The 18,544-nt window shown below is 59.9% G+C and carries 21 protein-coding genes and 1 pseudogene; 17 read left to right on the forward strand and 5 right to left on the reverse strand.

From position 1 onward, the window contains the following. Positions 1–30: 30 nt before the first annotated feature. The 3 genes from C482_RS16705 to C482_RS16715 form a co-directional block, all read right to left on the reverse strand. Positions 31–660 carry a nitrous oxide reductase accessory protein NosL gene (locus tag C482_RS16705; RefSeq protein ID WP_006168937.1) on the reverse strand — a complete coding sequence of 210 codons (630 nt, stop codon included), beginning with the start codon at positions 658–660 and terminating at the stop codon, positions 31–33. Positions 661–752: 92 nt separating this feature from the next. After that, positions 753–1,283 (reverse strand): SRPBCC family protein, encoded by a 531-nt coding sequence (locus tag C482_RS16710; protein WP_006168938.1) that lies wholly within the window; start codon positions 1,281–1,283, stop codon positions 753–755. 83 nt (positions 1,284–1,366) lie between these two features. Then, the gene (locus C482_RS16715; protein WP_006168939.1) at positions 1,367–2,371 is read right to left on the reverse strand and encodes a phosphate uptake regulator PhoU; all 1,005 of its coding nucleotides are present in this window, start codon (positions 2,369–2,371) and stop codon (positions 1,367–1,369) included. A gap of 209 nt (positions 2,372–2,580) precedes the next feature. Here C482_RS16715 and C482_RS16720 point away from each other — a divergent pair, with 209 nt between their 5' ends. The 8 genes from C482_RS16720 (at position 2,581) to C482_RS16755 (ending at position 9,200) form a co-directional block, all read left to right on the forward strand. Continuing rightward, the gene (locus C482_RS16720) at positions 2,581–2,934 is read left to right on the forward strand and encodes a hypothetical protein (RefSeq protein WP_006168940.1); all 354 of its coding nucleotides are present in this window, start codon (positions 2,581–2,583) and stop codon (positions 2,932–2,934) included. Positions 2,935–3,138: 204 nt separating this feature from the next. Beyond that, the gene (locus tag C482_RS16725; protein WP_006168941.1) at positions 3,139–4,167 is read left to right on the forward strand and encodes a PstS family phosphate ABC transporter substrate-binding protein; all 1,029 of its coding nucleotides are present in this window, start codon (positions 3,139–3,141) and stop codon (positions 4,165–4,167) included. A 35-nt stretch (positions 4,168–4,202) separates the two neighbouring features. Then, positions 4,203–5,279, forward strand: coding sequence for a phosphate ABC transporter permease subunit PstC (gene pstC / locus C482_RS16730; RefSeq protein WP_006168942.1), 1,077 nt, complete (start codon positions 4,203–4,205; stop codon positions 5,277–5,279). Next, a complete protein-coding gene (gene pstA / locus C482_RS16735; RefSeq protein ID WP_006168943.1) occupies positions 5,276–6,196 on the forward strand; it encodes a phosphate ABC transporter permease PstA in 921 nt (306 codons plus the stop codon). Before pstC ends, pstA begins: the two co-directional genes overlap by 4 nt. After that, positions 6,189–7,076 carry a phosphate ABC transporter ATP-binding protein PstB gene (pstB, locus tag C482_RS16740; protein ID WP_006168944.1) on the forward strand — a complete coding sequence of 296 codons (888 nt, stop codon included), beginning with the start codon at positions 6,189–6,191 and terminating at the stop codon, positions 7,074–7,076. The genes pstA and pstB overlap by 8 nt, the downstream gene beginning before the upstream one ends. A 2-nt stretch (positions 7,077–7,078) precedes the next feature. Then, the gene (gene phoU, locus C482_RS16745; protein ID WP_006168945.1) at positions 7,079–7,738 is read left to right on the forward strand and encodes a phosphate signaling complex protein PhoU; all 660 of its coding nucleotides are present in this window, start codon (positions 7,079–7,081) and stop codon (positions 7,736–7,738) included. Continuing rightward, a complete protein-coding gene (locus tag C482_RS16750) occupies positions 7,738–8,772 on the forward strand; it encodes a phosphate signaling complex PhoU family protein (protein ID WP_006168947.1) in 1,035 nt (344 codons plus the stop codon). Before phoU ends, C482_RS16750 begins: the two co-directional genes overlap by 1 nt. Next, positions 8,769–9,200, forward strand: coding sequence for an arsenate-mycothiol transferase ArsC (locus C482_RS16755; protein WP_006168949.1), 432 nt, complete (start codon positions 8,769–8,771; stop codon positions 9,198–9,200). The genes C482_RS16750 and C482_RS16755 overlap by 4 nt, the downstream gene beginning before the upstream one ends. Positions 9,201–9,353: 153 nt before the next feature. Here C482_RS16755 and C482_RS16760 read toward each other — a convergent pair whose 3' ends face one another. Further along, positions 9,354–10,040: a hypothetical protein gene (locus C482_RS16760; protein WP_006168951.1), complete on the reverse strand. Its 687-nt coding sequence runs from the start codon at positions 10,038–10,040 to the stop codon at positions 9,354–9,356. Positions 10,041–10,265: 225 nt separating this feature from the next. On the opposite strand from C482_RS16760, the gene phnD reads away from it, so the two are divergent. The 7 genes and pseudogenes from phnD to C482_RS16800 all read left to right on the forward strand — a co-directional run bounded on the left by phnD (position 10,266) and on the right by C482_RS16800 (position 16,069). Beyond that, complete coding sequence (phnD, locus tag C482_RS16765; RefSeq protein WP_049896905.1) at positions 10,266–11,441, forward strand: phosphate/phosphite/phosphonate ABC transporter substrate-binding protein; 1,176 nt, start codon at positions 10,266–10,268, stop codon at positions 11,439–11,441. 21 nt (positions 11,442–11,462) lie between these two features. After that, positions 11,463–12,296, forward strand: a complete 834-nt coding sequence (gene phnC, locus C482_RS16770) for a phosphonate ABC transporter ATP-binding protein (protein WP_006168956.1) — start codon at positions 11,463–11,465, stop codon at positions 12,294–12,296. Between the two features lies 1 nt (position 12,297). Beyond that, on the forward strand, positions 12,298–13,131 hold the full coding sequence (gene phnE / locus C482_RS16775) for a phosphonate ABC transporter, permease protein PhnE (RefSeq protein WP_006168958.1): 834 nt from the start codon (positions 12,298–12,300) through the stop codon (positions 13,129–13,131). Then, a pseudogene (phnE, locus tag C482_RS22895) lies at positions 13,131–13,826 on the forward strand (phosphonate ABC transporter, permease protein PhnE); the annotation flags it as partial. The gene phnE (C482_RS16775) and the pseudogene phnE (C482_RS22895), both read left to right, overlap by 1 nt. Before the next feature lie 426 nt (positions 13,827–14,252). Next, positions 14,253–14,975 carry an HAD family hydrolase gene (locus tag C482_RS16790; protein ID WP_006168962.1) on the forward strand — a complete coding sequence of 241 codons (723 nt, stop codon included), beginning with the start codon at positions 14,253–14,255 and terminating at the stop codon, positions 14,973–14,975. A 356-nt stretch (positions 14,976–15,331) separates the two neighbouring features. After that, a complete protein-coding gene (locus tag C482_RS16795) occupies positions 15,332–15,619 on the forward strand; it encodes a hypothetical protein (protein ID WP_006168963.1) in 288 nt (95 codons plus the stop codon). Between the two features lie 45 nt (positions 15,620–15,664). Beyond that, entirely contained in the window at positions 15,665–16,069 is a 405-nt protein-coding gene (locus C482_RS16800; RefSeq protein WP_006168965.1) for a DUF7511 domain-containing protein, read from the forward strand. Between the two features lie 174 nt (positions 16,070–16,243). Here C482_RS16800 and lrpA1 read toward each other — a convergent pair whose 3' ends face one another. Further along, positions 16,244–16,672: an HTH-type transcriptional regulator LrpA1 gene (gene lrpA1, locus C482_RS16805; RefSeq protein ID WP_006168966.1), complete on the reverse strand. Its 429-nt coding sequence runs from the start codon at positions 16,670–16,672 to the stop codon at positions 16,244–16,246. Between the two features lie 141 nt (positions 16,673–16,813). Here lrpA1 and C482_RS16810 point away from each other — a divergent pair, with 141 nt between their 5' ends. Both C482_RS16810 and C482_RS16815 read left to right on the forward strand, forming a co-directional pair. Next, positions 16,814–17,131, forward strand: a complete 318-nt coding sequence (locus tag C482_RS16810) for a hypothetical protein (protein WP_006168967.1) — start codon at positions 16,814–16,816, stop codon at positions 17,129–17,131. 55 nt (positions 17,132–17,186) lie between these two features. Next, a complete protein-coding gene (locus tag C482_RS16815; RefSeq protein WP_152422037.1) occupies positions 17,187–18,419 on the forward strand; it encodes a LolA family protein in 1,233 nt (410 codons plus the stop codon). The last annotated feature ends 125 nt before the right edge of the window (positions 18,420–18,544 follow it).

Consider the following 18,544-nt stretch of genomic DNA (forward strand, 5'->3'; position numbering starts at 1 on the left):
TTGGGTCTCCTCACTTCGCGCTGTGCGACGTCAGGACTCACCGGCGTCTTCGTCCGGAACAGTTCGGTAGATATCTGCGACAGTTCGGTCGATGTCGCCGAACCCGATGATGTCGTCTTGGGTGAGTTCCTCACCGTCCCACTCGTCTAGGTAGTCGACCGCATCTTCGCGGTCCGCGAACGGCCGCGGATTGAGCCCCATCGTCTCGCCGCTCACCGCGTCCTCGTTGGTGACGACGACGAAGTAAGCCTCGGTCGCGTCGATCAGGTCACCGGTTTCGAAATCCGTCGTCCAGGCACCCTCCACAGGTGCGTCGACCGGCGGTGCGGCGACGTACGCGGCCATACAGCCGGGCGTGTCGAACACCGCGCCGTCGCCGTTCTCGTGAGCTAGCTGGCTCTGCCAGGCCGGGTAATCCGCCGGTGTCATGTTACATACCGCGCAGTTCTGGTCGTCCGTGAACTCGATCGGTTCACCGCCGTCGTGCTCGATTACCCGTGCCTCGTAGGGATGGCGGTCGTTGCCGTTTTCGTCCGGTTCATCGCTATCACCGAAGCCGCCAAGACAGCCGGCGAGCCCAACGACCGTGCCCGCACCCACCGATCCGAGCACTGTCCGCCGAGCGACCGACTCGTCTGCACGGTCCGCGCGATCAGTCATACGTGGCCGTACTCGTTGGGTGTTCAAAACGGCCGTGGTTCAACTCTCGATTTCTGCCACCCTCATACGACTCACATACCGCTACACCGGGCTCAGACTCGCGTCCGTCCCCGCGTTTCGTTTTCTTGTTCGGCCTCGAGTATCCGCCTCGTTTCACGATGTCGCTGGCGAAACATCCCTTCGAAGCCGATCACCGAAAACGGTGTTGCGAACGTGCTAAGCGGGCCGAACGGGAGTCGGTAGTCTACTCGGTCGATAATCGTCGTTTGCTCGTCGTCACCAGCGAACGTGTGACTGTGCTCCCAGTGCTCGAACGGACCGTTGACCATCGTATCTCGGAATCGAGCGATATCGCCCCCGCGGGTTCGTTCGATAATCCGCGACGTCCAGTACTGGCGCGGTCCGTGGCCAAACGGTTGGAGTGACAGCGAAATCTCGGTGCCGGCCTCGAGGGTCACTGACTGTGGATCTCCCCGCCGCTCGCCGTCGGGACCGATCACTGCCGCAACGCGCAGTCCGAGCCAGTCCGGTGTCAGCGCTTCGAGTCCTGCGACGGTGCTGTGAAAGTTCCAGACGGACTCGAGTGGTGCCCGGACGGTCGTTCGTCGTTCGTAGGTGGCCATGGCAGTCGGTACGTCGTCCAGCACGAAATCGGTGTGCCACGGACCACAAACGACAGACCACGAACCACAAACGCACTCCAGACCTACACACCCGACGGCCGCGGTGCCGCCTTCTGCAACGCCGTTTCTGCAATATTTCCGCCGTAGTCCGCACTCCGCGAGAGCGAATCCAAAATCAACCCTAGCGACTGGGCCTGCACCGGCTCAAGTTCTCGCAACATATCGTCGATCTGGCGCGTATGCTCGTCGATCGCCAGCACCGACTCGAGTGCATCGTGGCCGAGTTCGGTCGCCGTCTCACTCTCGTCAACAAACAGCGCGTCCAACGCCTGCTCGAGAATCGTCGCTACATCCTCGTGAAGCGCACAGAGTCCATCCGCCACGTCCGCCGGAATCTCCTCGAGCTTGCGCGCGAGCTGGGCAATCTTCACCGCGTGGTCGGCCACCCGCTCGAGCTGACGGGCACTCGAGTGAAAGTCGAAGCAGTCCTCGCGGGAGACGCCGAGTCCCTCGGCGGCACGAGGAGAGCGAAGTGTGGCGCGGAAGATACGCGCGACGACGAGAAAGAGTCGGTCGATGTCGTCGTCACGTTCGATCACGTCGGTGGCCATGTCGTCGTCGTTCTCGACGAGGGCAGTGACTGCATCCGCGAGCATGGTGGTGGCGATGAGACGCATGCGCGAGATTGCACTGCTGATCGATAGCTCTGCGGAGTCGAGCAGATCCTGGACGACGACGCAGCCGGTTTCCTCTTCGACAACTTCAACGCCGACAAGACCCTGTACGGCACTGCGGATCGCTCGCCGCTGGTCGGTCGTGATGCGGTTCGCCTCGAGATGAATAATATCGAACCCTCTGACGTACATCGTGAAGACCGCTCGGACGAGCTCTGTGCCCTCAAGGGTCGCCACTTCCAGCGTGCCTTCTTGGTGGTCGACGTCGGTTTGAGGCGTCACAAGGAGTGTCTCGTTGTCAGCGTACAGTTCGACTGTATCGCCGCTGCTGACATCGTTTTCGGTTGCCCACGTCTTCGGAAGCGAGACGGTGTACGTCGAGCCGCCAGTCACCTGGACTTTTCGCGTCTCCATGGTACGAGTTGTCGATAGGTAGACCATAAATCTGTCTTTGTCTATATAGGTAGTCAACATCTGGCTTTAGAGGGCCCAATTATGAAATATAGTGGAGCATATCGCAATCAATTACTCCGGGGTCCTATCGAATCATATTGTGGATTCTATATCTCTATATATGGTGGTGAAATAGGAACCGTTTTACTCAGTCGACCGGATGCTGACGTATGGCCGACGTGTCTTCGACCGGGCCGATGCGGCTACGAATGTCGGGTGTCGGAGTTGTCGGCGGCGGTGTTCTCCTGGCTGGGGCGGCCACAATCGTCCCGTTCTGGTTCGCTGCATCCATCGTAGTCGTCGCTGGCGTCATCTGGATGACGTTCGGCGATGGAATCGATGCGTTCCAGGGCTCGGTCGGTATTCTCGCCGTCGGCGGTATCGGGCTCTTGGAGGCGCTTCCCGGGACCGGTCTGGGGCTTGACCCTGTGGCTCTCTCGGGACTCGCAATCGCTTTCGGGTGTTTCGACGTGGTTGCGGGACTAGTGCTCGGTCGCTTCTCGAGTGCTAACGATCCCTCGTGAGCCGTCCCGTGCAGGCGACTTCCGACGAGTCTCGGGATGCCGGCGGGGTTCTCCACGCTCGATGGCCGTTGTACTCTTGGTCTACGTTCGGCTATTGAGCCGTTCATATCGATCTAAACGACCTGTGAGACGACTATATACCCAAATACTCAGATATATAGTTATTAGCATGCTTTTTATATTCATCGTTGGAAGCATCGGTCGATGGCACCAAGCCAGAACTTGCGTGGACGCGGACTGAGTCGACGATCGGCAATCGCGACGATCGGAAGTATCGGCGCACTGGCGCTAGCTGGCTGTCTCGGTGGCGACGAGGACGGACTCTCCGGGACGATTCAGGCGTCCGGCTCCAACACGGTGGCACCGATCACGCAGATTGCCGCTGAGGACTTCGAGGCAGCGTTCTCCGGCGTCGGTGTCAACGTCGAACCAGAGGGGACCGGGGCTGGATTCCAGGAGTTCTGCCGAGCGAACTCTGCATTCCAGAGCGCGAGCCGAGAGATCACCGAGGAGGAGATCGATCTCTGTAGCGAGAACGACGTCGAGTACACTCACTACACCGTCGGCCAGGATACGCTCGCAGTCGGTGTCAACGAGGACAACGACTGGTGCGAACAGATCACGCTCGACGAACTCAACCAGATCTGGGAGTTCGAATCAGATGTCCAGCAGTGGAGCGACGTTCGCGACGAGTGGCCGGACGAAGACATTGCATTGCACGCACGAGACTCCGCATCGGGGACGTTCGACTACTTCACCGAGAATATCAACGGCGAGATGGGGAATATCCGCGACGACTACTCCGCGACGAGCCAGACTGACGAGATCTGGAACGCTGTCGCCGACAATGAGTACGCCCTCGGCTGGGGTGGCGTCGGCCACCTTCGGAGCCTCCAGGAACAGGACGGTACCCTGAAAACCGTCGCGGTAGAGAGCGAGCTGGATGGGGACTTCTACCCACCCGAAGAGCAGTACATCGAAGGCGGGGAATACTCACCGCTCGCCCGTCCGCTCTTCTTCTACTTCAACCACGCCGAACTCGAGGAGAATCCCGACCTGATCGCCTCGTTTGCGCGGTTCTACATCAACAACCAGCACGAGTTCGCGACGACAGTCGACTTTTACCGAGCGACCGACCAGGATATCGTCGACAACCACGATCAGCTCGATTCGGTGCTCGAATCGATCGGCGAAGATCCCGACGAGATCACGGTCGAACGCCAGGACCCCTGAACTGACTGATTGACGATCGCCTTTTCACTGCACTCATGAGTACAGAGACACAATCCGGATCGGGAATTTCGGGCGACGATAGCCTCGAGGCCGCCCACGAGAAGAACAGGCGCGTTCGGCGAGTGCTGTTCGGCTGTGCGGCGGTCACCGTCGTGACCACGGTCGCCATATTCCTGGTCCTGTTCGACAACGCGGCCAGTTACTTCTTCGGCGCACGAATCAGCGAGGTGTTATTCGATGGCGACTCGATCGCCCGAACGGTCACGTTCACCGAGTTCTTTACCGGAACCCGGTGGGCACCCGATCACGCGACGCCCGCACACGGCGTCTTGCCCATCGTCTGGGGAACCCTCGCGATTACGATCGGCGCTGGGCTGGTCTCGATTCCGATCGGGACGGCGACGGCGCTGTACCTCTCGGAGTACGCCTCGAGTGACACTCGAAATAGACTGAAACCCATCCTCGAGATACTCGCTGGGATTCCGACGATCGTCTACGGGTACTTCGCGGTCTCGTTTCTCACGCCGGTGCTCGTCGACGGCATCGCGACCTTCCTCGTCAATCCCGCAGGACGAGGACTCGACTCGGTGAGCCACCATGCGCCGGGTCTCCTTGAGCCGCTCGCGTCTGGCATGATGGGTGCCAGTGTCGGTCGATACAGCATGCTCGCCGGGATCCTGGTCGTCGGCACGATGACGATCCCGATGGTCTCCTCCATCAGTGAGGACGCTATGCAGGCGGTTCCTGACGACCTCAGAAACGGTGCGTACGCGCTCGGGGCGACGAAGTACCAGGTCTCGACGCGGATCGTCCTCCCTGCGGCGGTATCGGGTATCTTCGCCTCGTACATCCTCGCGCTCTCGCGGGCGATCGGCGAGACGATGGCCGTCACCATGGCCGCGGGATTCAACGCGAACCTGACCGTGAACCCCTTCGACGAAATCATGACGATGACTGCCTATCTGGTCTCGATGGCTCGTGGCACGTCTGCGGTCGGCACCGTCCAGTACCAGAGTCTGTTCGCAGTCGGCCTGCTGTTGTTCCTGATGACGCTTACGATGAACCTGCTCAACGATCGACTGAAACAGCGATTCCAGGAGGAGTACCGATGAGTACGAAACGAGAAACTGACTTCCTCGCAGATGTCGACCTCGGTCGGGAGAAGCTACTTAACCGTCTCTTCTACGGCACGCTTGTCGTCGCGTCGTTGTTCGGACTCGCCATGTTGGTCCTGCTACTCACCGACGTGCTCTGGGAAGCCAGTCAGGCGCTGACGAACTTCGACATCGACATCGGCAACTTCCTTACGGCCACGTCTTCTTCGCGTGCCGAACAGGCTGGTTTCGGGGCGTCGATCATCGCCTCGGTCTGGCTGATGGTGTTGACAGCCGTTCTGGCCTTCTTTATCGCGGTTGGCTGTGCGATCTACCTGGTCGAATACGCCCCAGAGAACCGCGTCACCCGTCTGATCGAGGCGAACCTCGCAAACCTCGCAGGCGTCCCCTCGATCGTCTACGGGCTGCTCGTTCTGGCGCTGATCGTCAACGACGCCGGACTCGGATCGGTTATCCTGGCAGGTGCTATCGCCCTGGCGTTACTTATCGTGCCGATCATCATCGTCGCCTCGATCGAGTCGATCCGGGCGGTGCCGAGCAGCGTCCGCGACGGCTCATACGCTATGGGCGCGACGAAGTGGCAGACGATCCGCCAGGTGGTGCTTCCGCAAGCGATGCCCGGCATCCTCACTGGAACCATTCTGGCACTCGCCCGCGCCGTCGGCGAGACGGCCCCGCTGATCATGGTCGGCACGATGTTGCACGCGACGCGATACCCCGATGGCCCATTTGCATCGTTCAGCGCGATGCCGACGCAAATCTACAACTGGACGTACCAGGCCGACCGGATGTTCAACGGGCTGGCGGCAGTCGGTATCGTCGTCTTGCTGTTGTTCTTGGTCGCGATGTACGCCCTCGCAGGCTATCTGCGGAAACGATACGAAACTGACGGCAGCTCGATTAGCAATGTCTAGTAACACGTCAAACGAACAGGTGACTGACGAATCGGTCAACGAAACGGATGGCACATCGGACGGTGCGATCATCGAAACCGACATTAGCGTTGATCGCGGCTCAAGTCACACCACCGGACACACCGAGACGATCGTCCGTGCAGAGGGATTGGACGTCTACTACGGTGACGACCAGGCGCTCGACAACGTCACAATCGAAATTCCAGAGCACCGCGTGACGGCCATGATCGGTCCCTCTGGCTGTGGCAAATCGACGTTCCTGCGGTCGATCAACCGGATGAACGATCGAATACCGGCCGCACGCGTCGATGGCGGCCTCCACTTCCGCGGGAAGAACGTCTACGACGACGATGTCGACCCTGTCGCCCTGCGCCGAACGATCGGCCAGGTGTTCCAGTCGCCGAACCCGTTCCCGAAGTCGATCTACGACAACGTCGCCTACGGCCTGCGCGTCCAGGGAAAAGCCGACGGGATGGACCTCGATGCGGCAGTCGAACGCGCACTTCGTGGGGCCGCGCTGTGGGACGAAGTCAAGGACCAACTCAACGAGTCGGGCCTCGACCTCTCAGGCGGCCAGCAACAACGGCTCTGCATCGCCCGGGCGATCGCAACCGATCCCGAGGTCATCCTGATGGACGAGCCAACGTCGGCGCTCGACCCTGTCGCTGCCTCGAAGATTGAGGACCTCATCAACGAACTCGTCGACGAGTACACAGTCATCATCGTCACCCACAACATGCAGCAGGCGGCACGTATCTCCGACAAGACGGCCGTCTTCCTCACCGGCGGTGAACTCGTCGAGTTCGACGACACTGCGACGATTTTCGAGGATCCCGACGACGACCGTGTCGAGAATTACATTACCGGTAAGTTCGGATAACTATGTCACGAGACGCCTACCAACAGCAACTGTACGAACTGCGTGAGAACATTCTCGAGATGAGTGACGTCGTCTGTCAACGGGTTCGGCGCGCGCTCGAGGCTTACGAGACAGGTGACGACGCGCTCGCCGAGCGAGTGATCGAGGCCGACCACGAGATCAATCAGTTGTATCTCGACCTCGAGAGTGACTGCGTCGAATTGCTCGCCCTCCAGCAGCCGGTCGCGGGCGACCTGCGCTTCATCGCCTCGTCGTTCAAGATTATCACCGACCTTGAACGAGTCGGCGACCTTGCAGTGAACTTAGCGGAGTACGCGACCCAGTCAACCCACGAGCGCTACCCGGACGTCGACGTCAGCCATATCGGCACCGAGACGGTCCTGTTGCTCGAGGATGCGATACAGGCGTATGCGACAGACGATTCGGCAGCGACTCACGAGATCGCTGCGACAGATGACGAGATCGATGCGCTTTGCGAACGAGCCAGCCGGACCGTTGTTCAGGAGTTACTGACAGCTGAACCGTCGGACGAGCAGATTCTCGAAGACGTCTCGCGGATACTGCTTACGATCCGCGATCTGGAACGAATTGGCGATCACGCCGTCAACGTTGCCGCGCGAACGCTGTACATGGTCGACAACGACGAGACGCTACTCTACTGATGAGACACGAAGAGCTGACACTCGATTTGGCCGATCCCGTCGAACGGAAGATCCAAATGGCCGGTAACTCGACGTTCGTCGTCTCACTGCCGAAGTCGTGGGCAGTCGAACAGGACCTCGAGCCGGGCATGTCGATGTACCTCTATCCACACGAAGATCGACTGGTCGCTGCACCTGAAACCGCCTCTGTTCAGGAACGAACCGTGACGATCAACGCGGGCACCGCCGCTGGTGACATCGCGTTGCGCCGCGTTGCGGTTGCGTACAAGACCGGCTTCGACCGGATCACGGTCACCAATCTCGAGGAGGCTGATTCGCGGGCCCGGCGGATGATCGAACGTGCCACAAGTCGGCTTATTGGCCTCACCATTCAGGAGGATACCGGTGACAGCCTGACGATCACGAACGTGCTCGATGCTAGCGACGTGTCTCTCCCCCAGACGATCACCCAGGCACAGCAACTCGTCACCGAAATGAATACCGACGCGATCACAGCACTCGTCACCGGCGACGAAGACCTCGCTAACCGTGTGATCACCCGTGACGACGATATCGATCGCCTATTTGCGTTCGTCTGCCGGGGGTTTCACCGTGGCCTCGAGGACGTCCACGAGGTAGAACAACTCGGCACCGACCGGGTCGCGGCGTTCCGCGAGTATCGCGTTGCTCGCAGTCTGGAGCGTATCGCTGACCACGCGGAACGTATTGCGGCGGTTGCGACACAGCAAGCAGCACCGCCCGAGGAGTCGTTCGCTGAGCAACTCGAGTTGGTCGCTGCTGACGTCCGTGCTGTTCTCGAGTTGGCGCTCGAGGGAGACACCGAGTCAGCATACGAAACAGCAACCGCTGTTGAACCGAAGCTAGACGACCTTGATCAGTCCCTCTACAGCGGAACGGTCCCAAATGCATATCTGTACGGTGCAGTCATCAGGCGACTCCGGCAAACGACGACGAACGGCCGTTTCATTGCCGACACGATGACTGAATCGACACTACTGGACTGCGGTCTTGCCGAAAGACGATCCCACTCATGAACCCAACGACACTCGGTTTCGTTTGCGTACAGAACGCTGGCCGGAGCCAGATGGCGACTGCGTTCGCTGAACGGGAACAGCGGGAGCGAGGACTCGAAGACCACGTTCGTATCCGTACCGGCGGGACTGATCCCGCTGGCAGCGTTCACGATGTCGTACTGACGGTCATGGACGAGGTCGGAATTGACATGTCCGATCGGCAGCCACGAGAAATCACTCCTGGGGCGATCGAAACCTGCGATATCGTCATCACGATGGGCTGTTCTGCAGACGGGGTCTGTCCTGCCACCTGGCGCGGTGACGCTCGAGACTGGGACCTGACTGACCCGCACGGGCGATCACTCGATGATGTCCGCGAAATACGCGAGGCGATCAGAACTCGCGTTGAAGCGTTGTTCGACGAACTCGAAAGTCAGACACAGGATTGAGTTCCCCGAACGGTGTGATAGAGCGATCTTCTCCACAAAGTACTGTCCAGTATTCGACGTCACAGCGGGCTTGTCATCACTGGATCGCACTCGTTTTAACGGCAGGAATACGCGCCCTATACCCATCAGCTGGGCGCTAACCGCCGTCTCACGTCAGGACCGAAGTATCCCGAGTGCTGATTCGACGCGGTCCGTGAGAGGCCGCGATGCCCAGTACCGATCGCTTCCCCAGACAACGTCGGCATCGGCATCGAATCCCACGTATGGGTCGGTCGTCGCCCGGACGCCGACGTACAGGTAGCCATCGTCACCGTGGAACCCGAGTATCTGTGGAGTCCGGCCACGAACTGGATACGAACCGATATCGTCGGTTGTCCGGCTATCAATTAGGTAGACAGTGGACAACGGCGGTCGTGCGGCGACCGCAACGAGCTCACCCGTCGCCCGGATCGCTGGGTGATCCAACGTCGCGTCGAACTGTCTACTGAGCCGACCGCCATCTGACTCGAGCACGACAAGTGTACTTCCGATTGTCGTCGAACGAGTGTCACAGACAAGTGCTGCCGTTCCGTCGTTTGCGATTGTGCCGTTAACTGGCCGGGAGACACGTTGTTTGGTGACGATTGTTCCGTCGTCGATTACGAACGCATACGAATCCGCGCCATCGATCACTCGTCCGAACACCAGTCGCCACTTTTCGTCCGGTGACTCGACAGCGCGGCAGTGGAACTCCTGGCCACCGATATCACGAATCTCGGTAGTCGGCGATGTTGGTACGGCCGCGGGATCAAAGCCTGGCGGTTCAGTCGACCCGCGGCGAAACAGTCGTCTTCGGAGCATACGCTCAATCGAGCGTGCGGTACGGAGAGTTTCACTATGTTCGTTACGTTCGAGTCGGTATCACAGACGACCACTCGATACCAGGCTAAAGTACTCTATAGTCGTACGTCGGCACACGCCTCCCTCATTGCCAACCAGATAGCTGTGTTCCGGCACGTCCGTTTCCCACTCTATTTATATAAAAAATATAAGGTGTATTTAGGAAGGCATGCGGACTGACTGGTGATGGCGAAACGACAGTCAAACTCCGGTGAACGGTCCTCGAGACGAACATTCGTACTGGCGACCGGCGCGATCTGCACGTCGATTCTCGCGGGTTGTCTTGATGGAGACGACAGTGAAAATCAAGCGGGTGCGGGATTGGGTGGGGGTGGAGGCAGTGAACCCGATGACCCAATGCTCTCTGATTCGTTCGACCCGCAAAACCCCGACTGGGAGAACAACAACTATCTCGGCAGCCAGATAGTCGAACACGACTTCATTCGGGGATCGGAGTTCGATCTCGAGCAGATGGGAGACCGCGGCCGGACCGAGGCAGTGTACGGGCGGGAACCGGTCGAGCATCCTGACGACCCGTCGGAGTGGATCGATCCCGATCCGATCGTGTACGCCGACCTGCCACGAGAAGATAGCGAGCAGGCCTATGCCGATCAGCTTGAACCGATGATCGAAAAACTCGAGGCAGAGACGGGTCGGGACGTCGAATTTCAGACCATCGAGAGTTATGCGGCAGTTGTCGAGGGGATGCGCTCGGAACGGATCCATATCGCGAACTTCGCGACCGGCAACACGCCGTTCGGTGTGAACATGGCCGGCATGGTGCCGCTGGCGATGGGTGTCGCGGGGGACGGCGAGTTCGGATACCGGCTCCTTGCGATCACTCGCGCAGACATGGACGAGATCCAGAGCGTCTCGGACTTTACCGACTTCCGAGCGACACACACCGAAGAATCGTCGAACTCCGGGAATCAGGCACCGTCTGCGCTGTTCGACGAACACTTCGGGCTGACCAGAGGCGAGAACTACGATCCCGAGATGTCCGGAGGACACGAACAGTCCGTCCGGGGAATCGCATACGGGGACTACGACTGCGGCCCGATCTGTAGTACCTGTATGGAGCAAACGGTCGACGCCGTCGACAACATCGACTGGGACGACTTCAAGGTCGTCTGGGCGGCCGATCCGTTCCCGACCGGACCGGTCGGCTACCGGTACAACCTCCACGAAGACATCATCCAGGCCACCCGCGAGACCTTCCTGAACACGGACTGGTCGGGAACCGTGTTCGGCGAAGAGGCAGGTTACCCAACCTACGAGGAGGTTGACTACATGAACCATTGGCACGACGTTATGGTCAATCAGCAGTACAATGGCGTCGAGTACGACGAAGCGAACCTCTAGACTACACGCACCCTGTTATCAATGCTCGAAGTTACGAACTTGCGAAAAGTGTACCCGACCGGTGACGAAGCGTTGACCGGCGTCTCGACCGCGATCGAGGGGAACGAGATCGTCGCAATGATCGGGCCGAGCGGTGCCGGAAAGTCGACGTTCATTCGGTGTGTTAACAAATTGACCGAACCGACCGACGGCGAGGTCTCCCTCAACGGAACCGAACTCACTGCACTCGACAGCCGAGAGATGAAAGCGGCACGCCGGAACATCGGAATGGTGTTCCAGGAGTACAACCTCGTCGAACGGCACACCGTCATGGAGAACGTTCTCTCCGGCCGACTCGGCTACGTTTCGAACTGGGCGGCCTTGCGCCGGAAGTTCCCACAGGAAGACGTCGAACTGGCCTACGACATCCTCGAGACGGTCGGACTCGGCGGGATGGAGAACAAACGGGCAGACGAACTCTCTGGTGGCCAGCGCCAGCGCGTCGGCATCGCCCGCGCCGTCGTCCAGGAGCCGACGATTTTGCTCGCCGACGAACCGACCAGCAGCCTCGACCCGGAAACCTCACACGCCGTGATGGAACTACTCACGGAGATCGCAGCCGAACGGAACATTCCCGTTCTGATCAACATCCACGAGGTCCACCTGGCCGTCGAGTACGCCGATCGAATCCTCGGCTTACACGACGGCACGCTCGTCTTCGATGGCCCGACCACGGATCTCGACGAGAACGCGAAAGACGTCATCTATCGCGGCGAAGCCATCGCAGGCGAGTCCTCGAGCAACTTCGTCGACGAGTCCGACACCGTCACTGACGACGCAGAGCGCACCGAACGATCCGCGATCACGGGGGATTGAGATGGCGACCGGAGACAGACACGCCGACGTCGGTTCGACGGATCGGACATGGCGGCGACCGACTGCGTTCGGCAGTCACCGACTGAAGTGGGCTGTCTACGTCGGAGCGATGCTGTTCGTCCTGTGGTCACTCGTCTCCCTGCTGTCGGGCGTCAGTCTCGGCCGAGTGCTGACTGGCGTGAACAACGGCGTCTTGCTCCTCGAGGCGATGGTACCGCCGAACACCGCGAGCGAAAACGTCGACCGAGTCGTCGGATATATGGGCGAAACGATCGCGATGGCGTTCGTCGCGACGTTTACTGGCGTCCTCATCTCGGTTCCGATCGCGTTTGGGGCGGCAGAGAACATTGCACCCCGGCCGATCTACTACCTGAATCGGGGGATCATCAGCATCACGCGGGCGATCGACGAACTCATCATCGCCATCATCGCCGTGAAAGCCGTCGGTGTCGGGCCGCTGGCAGGTATCATCGCCATCAGCTACCTGACGATTGGCTTCTTCTCGAAGCTGTTCGCTGAGGATATCGAGGACATCGACATGGGGGCAAAAGAGGCCATCGACGCCGCCGGTGCCTCGCGATTCCAGACGCTCGTCTACGCTGTCATCCCGCAGGTCGCACCGCGATTCATCGGGCTCACAGTATACCGCTGGGATATCAACATCCGTTCCTCGACGATCATTGGAATCGTCGGCGCAGGTGGCATCGGGACGTTGCTTCTGCGAGCGTTCGAGCGCTACGAATTCGACTTCGCTGCGTTGATCCTCTTCTCGATCATCGCCGTCGTCCTCGTCGGTGAACTCTTCAGCGCGTACATCCGACGGAGGGTCCAGTAATGGGCGCTGAATCTGGTCGTCACTGGCAACGCTTCGAACCGCGACAGCGCGTTACACGGATCGCCGCGTTTCTCGTCGCGATGGGAACGGTCGTCGGCTCGTGGCTCTACATGGGGCTCGACACCCAGTACATCCGGACAGCACCCGCTGAACTGATGGATCTCGCAGTCCGGATGTTCCCGCCGGAGTGGGCCTACACCCCGGAGATCGTCATGCCGCTGCTCGAGACGGTTCACATCGCCGTCGTTGGGACGATCATCGCCGTCACCGCGTCGCTCCCTGTTGCTTTCCTTGCAGCCGAAAATACGACTCCCAATCGGGTGACGTACGCGGTTGGCAAGCTGATCGTCACCGTTACGCGGTCAGTTCACGTCATTATCTGGGCGATGCTGTTCGTCGTCATGCTCGGCCCCGGCGCGTTCGCCGGGATGGTCGCGATCGCCGTCCGATCGATCGGCTTCGTCGCCAAACTGCTGGGCGAAGAGATCGAGGAGATCGAGATCGACCAGGTCGAGGCGATCCGCGCGACCGGTGCCTCCACGGTTCAGGTCCTGCTCTACAGCGTTCTCCCCCAGATCAAGCCCGCGCTGGTCGGGATCGGCGTCTATCGCTGGGACATCAATGTCCGCAGCGCGACGATCCTCGGCGCGGTCGGTGCCGGCGGGATCGGCGTCCAGCTGTTCAACGCCGTCGACCCCGGTCGTGGCGACGTCGCTCGGTTTGTTGGTGGGCACTGTACCGTCNGCTCAGAGATGTGTATAAGAGACAGGGGCGGTGGTCCGCTAACGATGGCGTCGATCGACCGGCTTCGATCGAGGCGATCGGTGATTGGGGCGATCGGTGCTGCACTCACGCTCGGTGCGGCAGGGTACGGCAGCGCCCGCTCAAGCGATCGCGCTGAGGAACCAGCCACGGAATCTGCTCGAACGGCGACGCCAAACGAGCGAGACGGTACAGTGCCCACCAACAAACCGAGCGACGTCGCCACGACCGGGGTCGACCCCGAGGCAACGAGTGATCTCGACGCGACGAACGAAGCCGCAGAGACAACAGCCGACACCGCTTGCGACTGTCCAGGCTGAAACCACGATTGCGACTACAACAACGGACACAATTTCACAATGACCACACGATCCACACAAAAGACAACGAATGAACCGACGATCGAACCGGATGGAGAACAGGCGCTGCTGTTCGACATGGACGGCGTCATCCTCGAGGGGCACGGAACCGATCCCGAAGTACACACCCGCGCACTCCACGACGCAATCGTCGACCGTGACCTCGACCTTGACCTCGAGGCACCCCTCGAGTCGCTGTCGGCCCTCGAGACGTACGAGTACACTGAGGCGTTCCAGACAACCTGCGAAGACCTCGGTCTTGATCCGGCCGAATTCTACGCACTCCGCGAGAAGTACAGCGCAAAACGGGCGACTGAGCGTATTCGTGACGGCGCTCGCGGCCTCTACACCGACGTCGATGTCCTCGAAGAACTCGAGTGCACGCACTCGGTCGGATTGGTGAGCAACAACTACGATCCGACGGTCTCGTTCGTCGTCGAATATTTCGGCCTCGAGGCGTTCTCGTTCGTCCGCGGTCGGGACCTCGGTGTCGAAGGATTCCGGCGACGGAAACCAGAGCCGTACTATATCGAGACGGCCCTCGAGGCCCTCGGGCTCGACAGCGGGATCTACGTCGGCGACCGCGAAACAGACCTGCTCGCCGCCCAGAACGCGGGACTCGTCCCGGTTCTGATCCGACGACCACACAACAAGGCGCTCGAACCCTCGGTCGACAGCTACCTCGAGATCAACTCGCTCGGGGAGTTACACGACTACATCTAACTACTGACGGTATCGGTTTTCCGACATCTAGGTGGTCGTGGCGTTCAACCAGGCCGGTACTCGCGCTCCGTCACTCGGTCTGGAATCAGTCATAACAGCTACCCAGAGCTGGAACCGATCGAACGCCCACTCGCTCACGGAACAGACGTCGAGTTCGCTCGTGTCGGCACTCGAGTGAGATCTTGCTGCTCCCCTCGAGACGGAAGCAGACTACTCGACACGCTAAAAGACGACCTGGTTTTTGGTCCTGAAGCCGACTCCGTTCGGCTATGTATTCCTGTCTACAGTACATCCAACTGGCTTATCCGGGCCAAACTGGACTCTGCAGTAAGTAACCGGTAACAACCGCTATCTCGTTGGAAGCCGGTTCGGTCCCGTTCGATCACTTACGTCTCGATCTCGCAAACTACGACGTGTACGTAATTAGTGATCTCTACGGCTGTCTTGACGCCCTCGAGGAACTGCTTGAGACACTCAAACTGGGCGACGACTGGGCCTCGAGTGCCTCGAGCAACACGTATAGACGCACGTCGTTCCCAGCAGTCGTTTGCCCCGTTCTCGACCCCTCCCCACTGCTCAATAGTCGCCATGATATCACAATACACCAACTAGAAGCGTCTTTGGGCCGCGCCGACATCCACTGATCTGTCCGCACGGACACGAACCGCGGCACGAGAGACAAGCTATCCATGACAAACAGTCACCGCGAGCGAAACGGCGAGCGCGTTACCGGCACTGACACTGATACCGATACCGATAGCGATACCGATTCTGACACGAAAACAGGTACTGAATCAGCGTCCAAACCAACGACAAGTCCCGAACACGACGACGATACCGACCAGCGCCAACCAAACGCCCGCGTTCTCTCCGGTTCTCCATCACCGGCATCAGCCGCCACTGAACACATGTCTTCAACCGACGATGTACTTGAGTCCGATCCCAAAGCAGTACTTGAACGGATCGTCGTTCAACACGAAGACGAGCCGAACCGATGGACGCTCGTGCCCCAGGAGGGGACGGCAGAGGAACGATTGACGGCGTGGCTCTCTGCGGACGAAGATATCTTCGTCGATCGATCGATGATGCGGTAATCCCTGTTTCACAACTCCAGAACGGTCAGGCGTCTCAACCATCGGCGGTCTGAGAACGGCCGCAGGTCGAGATCGGGGCCGAGGTCAAGGTCAAGGTCAAGGTCAAGGTCAAGGTCAAGTACCCTGCCGTTAGAATCGTCCGTTCGTCGCGTTCGGGTAACCCAGACGTAAGACTTACTTGAGCCGCTCCTGCAAGAACGATGGGTGTGCTGCCGTCACACCGTCGATTTCGAGCATCTCCTCCGAGATGAACTCGCCGAGTTCGTCGCCGTCAGCAGCGCGCACCTCCGCCATCAGCATGTGGTCGCCACTCGAGCTGTACAGCGCTTCGATCTCCGACAGCTCCTTGAGCGTCTTCGTCGCCTCGACGTAGCGTTCGCTCGCCACGTCGAGTCCGACCAGCGCGATGGTCTTACTCGAGAGCTTCTTTGGATCGATGTCGGCCGAGTAGCCGACGATGACGCCGTCGTCCTCGAGTTGGTTGATGTACTTTCTGACCGTTGGTTTCGAGACGTCGGCCCGGTCGGCAATCTCGGCGTAGGACGCCTGGGCGTCCTGCTCGAGAACCTCCAGGATCCGATCTTCCGTCGCCTGGGTACTCATGTGCGATACTTTTGCTCGGATGGGAAAATATCTTTTGTATACGAAAAAGGTCGGATCGACTAGCGGTAGCAGTATCAGAGATGGCGAGTAGACGGTGTATCGTCGGGTTTATTCGGGTGCTTGCCGGACCCTCACGAACGAATGGTCGACCCGAACGTCATCGCTGCCGTGGTCTGGTACGTCTGTGGGGGGTTGATCCTATATCTCGGCTATCTCATCGCGGTCCGCGGCCGTGCCGACCTCCACGCGGAGTACGACGAGTCGGTCGATCCGGCGTACGTGTCCCGCTGGGCTGGCGGCACTGCGCTCGTGATGGGTGGCCTCGTCGTCGCCTACGCGACCCACCAGTTGCTGTACGGCTTCGATCCGTTCCTGCTCGGGGCGCTCATCGTTGCGCTGCTCGTGTTGAGCTACGTCACGAAGCTGTTCGCTCGTGGCTACGGCTACCGCGGTGACTAAGTGTGTGCAGTAATTCATCGGTGCGCTAATAGGTGGCGCGGTTCAACGAGTCTGTATGTCCCTCCCAGCTGACGGTCGAGTACCAACTCGCCACTATCTGGTGGTCATTCTCGTTCCGCTTCTAGTCCTTCTCGCAGGCTGTACGGGACCGCTCGCTGACGACCTCTCCGCGAGCGATATCCAGACCGAGTTCGAGGAGACGGATCAACCTGCCGAGGTGAGTGCAACCGTCGAAATCCGCGAAGAAGTCGACGGAAACGTTCACGAACGCACAGAGGAGATCTGGCTGCGCGACGATGGTGCCGTCCGAATCGATCCGGTCACCGATTCGGACGACGATCCGGGGGTCCTCACCATCAGCAACGGAGAAACTCGGTGGCATCACGACCGCGCTAGTGGCTCGACGACGGCCATCGAGACAGACCACGACGTGTCGGCGCGGCTTGATCGCTTCTACGATCAACAGGAGCGCTATCTCGCGGCGTATGACCTCGTTGACGCGACGGAGACAACTGTTGTGGACCGCGACAGCTACCATCTCACGTTCGAGCCACCGGCGAACGAAACCGTCGACCAGTCTGTTGCTATTCTCGTCGGCGAAACTGCCTACGAACTCCCGCTCTCGACCACTGAGGAGCCATCGGAACTGGGCGTCGACCGCGTCGAGGTCTGGCTCGACCAGGAGACGCTATTCCCGGTCAAACACCAGATCGCAGGCGACGACCTGCTCCTCGAGACGACATACACGGACCTCACGATCGACGGTGAGTTCGACGATGACCTGTTCGAGTTTACGCCGCCCGCTGCAAACGTCGGTGATGGCGAAACCCAGCACGAGGGTGAAACCGAGCCGCCGCATACGGACGACGAGACCGACACCGATTTCCTCCCGCTGCCGACGATTGAGGACCACGAGTCGGTCGCCGATGCCGAGGAAACCGTTCCGTTCGCGGTCGCAGAACCTCGTCCGAGTACACTCCCTGACGACGTCATGTTCGACGGTGTCACGAGCTACGAGTTCGCCGACGAAGACCGCATCCAGGTTTCGGTGTTCTACCGAAGCGGGAGCGACGGCACGGTTTCGGTTACGACGAGTGACGGTCCGCGAGAATTCGCGACGAACGGCCACGATGTGCCCGTCGGAGACGCCACCGGCTCACTCGAACAGACCCCGCAGGGCACGGAACTACAGTGGCCCTGTGGCGAGCAGTACTATTCGGTCTATGTCGACAACCAGTTCGGTGATGACACTGCACTCGAGATCGGTCAGCAACTCGGCTGTCGCTGACTCGCGGCTCGATGTGCTGGTGTCCTGATGTTCCGACGCTCGGTGCATCGATCCGTCCCTCTATCGTCACCCGTCCGTACTATTCGTGAAAACCAGTCGACAACGTGTGGGGCCGGTGTCCGAAA

It is taken from the genome of Natrialba chahannaoensis JCM 10990, assembly GCF_000337135.1.
GTDB lineage: Archaea > Halobacteriota > Halobacteria > Halobacteriales > Natrialbaceae > Natrialba > Natrialba chahannaoensis.